Source organism: Streptomyces sp. NPDC006314 (genome assembly GCF_040613075.1).
Lineage (GTDB): Bacteria > Actinomycetota > Actinomycetes > Streptomycetales > Streptomycetaceae > Streptomyces.
Genome location: NZ_JBEXRL010000069.1, coordinates 1 through 2,112, shown reverse-complemented (window position 1 = coordinate 2,112; position 2,112 = coordinate 1). Strand labels below are relative to the sequence as shown.

The 2,112-nt window shown below is 70.7% G+C and carries 2 protein-coding genes; both read right to left on the bottom strand.

What is annotated here, in order from left to right; genetic code table 11:
- Nucleotides 1–89 precede the first annotated feature (89 nt).
- Nucleotides 90–620 carry an ATP-binding protein gene (locus ABZ079_RS36790; RefSeq protein WP_356943792.1) on the bottom strand — a complete coding sequence of 177 codons (531 nt, stop codon included), beginning with the start codon at nucleotides 618–620 and terminating at the stop codon, nucleotides 90–92.
- Between the two features lie 81 nt (nucleotides 621–701).
- The coding region (locus ABZ079_RS36785) for a transposase family protein (RefSeq protein WP_356943791.1) at nucleotides 702–2,112 on the bottom strand (1,411 nt) is incomplete at its 5' end.

Below are 2,112 nucleotides of genomic sequence, written 5' to 3'. Positions count from 1 at the left end.
ACGCCTCTGTGCAGCGGGCCTGGAAAGCCCACTCATCCCGCGCCTGGTCGACATCGGATGCCGAGGTTGCAAGCCCGCCCTCGATCAGCCTAAGAAACCGCTCCCCCACACCACACCACCATCCCGCGACAACCGTCATTCAGGTGGCGCCTGAACCATGCGCGTCCCACCGAAGCCATCAACGAGACACCAGAAGAAAAGCAACCCCCGCCTTGCACATACCCCTCCAACCCACACGCCTCCCCGTTGAGCCACTGCGCCTCGTCGACGAGAAAGGTGCGAGGGCGCTCGGCCAGGGCCATCTTCAGCAGGCGGTCAAACTCGCTGGGATGGCGCGGCGGTTCACCGGCCAGGTCAAGTGCGGTGAACAGCTCGTAGCGCACCGCGCGGGCGGTGGGCCGGGCCCGGAAGGTGATCTTTCGGACGTCCTCGCCGGGTTCGAGTGCGCGCAGGCAGGTGTTGACGGCGAGGGTCTTGCCGAAGCCGGCGCCGCCGTGGATGCACATCATCGCCCGCGCGGCGACCGTGTCGGTGATGTTCTCCCGCGCCGCCAGCAGGGCGCGGGTGGTGACCACGGAGGCGTCCGGCAGGTCGACGTACTGGTAAGTGGCCGCGGTCATCAGGCGTCTCCGCCTTCGTCGGTGGTGGGACGTGCGGCCCGCCCGTCCGGGCTGTCGGGGGCTGTGGGTGCAGAGTTACGGCTAGACGGGCGCGGGGCGGGCCTGCCCGGCGCGGTCAGCGCGGCCAGGGAAGCAGGGGTGCGCCAGTCTGCCGGGGGCGCGGCGGGCGGGACGACGTCCGGCATCGCCAGCTGCGCGAGGTCGGAGTCGGCAGTGCGAGCGAGCTCGGCCTCGGCCTGCGCGGTGGTCAGCGCGCCGAGCCGCTGAGGTGCCTTCGGCTGGTTCACGGCGGCGTAGCGCTCGCGCTGCGAGGCCTCCAGGTCCTTCTTCAGGCGGCGCGTGCGAGCAGCCCTTGCCCGCCGTACGGCGCCGATCTGTTCGTCGGTGGCCTGGTCGGTCAGGTCCGCGGGGACCCAGGTAGCGGCCGGTGGCGGCGTGGTAGACCTCGATGCCGTGGTCGTGGTGGGGCATGAAGCGGATACGGACCTGGATCCCGGCCTGGCCGGTCATCCACGCCCCCACGTAGTCGCGTCTGCGGAAGCGGATGCCGCGGGTGGTCAGCGTGCGGGTGCCGGCGTCCTCCAGGGTGAACGTCCACAGATCCGCGGCCGGCACGTCCCGCAGCGGGGTGGGATCGTCCTGCCACGCCTGAAGCGGAGTCTTGCCACGCAACGGCGCCGGGCGGTGCTCGGTGTTCCACCAGAGCGTCCAGGCCAGAAGCCGGGTGGTGAAGTCCTCGAATCGCAGCAGGACTTCGTCCTTCGGACGGGAGGAGCGCTTGCCGGGGTGCGGCTGGCGGGCGTAGCCGGGCAGCGAGGCCAGGAACATGCTCTCCACCGCCCGGTTCAGGCCCTCCACGCGGCCCTTGAGGTGCGGGGTGTAGGCGGGCAGGTCCTCCACCGTCACGTCCAGCAGATCGAACGCGGCGGTCACCGTCCTGGACAGGAAGTCCTTGCCACGGTCCACCCGTACCTTCTCGGGCACGCCGCCGAACGGGCCGTAGGGTTCCTCACGCAGGACCGCGGAGCGCAGCGCGGCCAGCACCGACTCCCGCGACGGATCCCCCGGCGTGACCGCGACACCGGTGATCGCGTTCGTCGAGCAGTCGGTGAACCAAGTGATCCACGGCCTGCGAGCCTTACCATCGACATCGACATCGACATCGACCAGCACCGGGGCCTGGACGTGATCGGTCTCCCACACCTGGTTACGCCAGCCCCGCGGCCGGGCCAGGAACACATCATGCTTGCGCGCCGCCCGCTCCCCACCCACAAACCCCGCCCGCTCCCCCGGCGTCAGATCACGGCGGATCGCCCGGTGCAGCGTCGGAATCGACGGAGGCGGCTCCCCCTCACCCTTGGCCGCGCGAGCGATCAGCTCACGATGGACCGCCGCGACGTTCCCCTTCCACAGCCCCAGCAGAGCCCGGACCTCATCAGTAACCGTGAACCGCCGGGATACACGGCCCGCTCCCCCGGTGCCCGGGCCGCAG

What these genes read in the sequence shown, in the direction of transcription:
- ABZ079_RS36790 (WP_356943792.1), bottom strand. Translation starts at nt 620, where the DNA reads ATGACCGCGGCCACTTACCAGTACGTCGACCTGCCGGACGCCTCCGTG.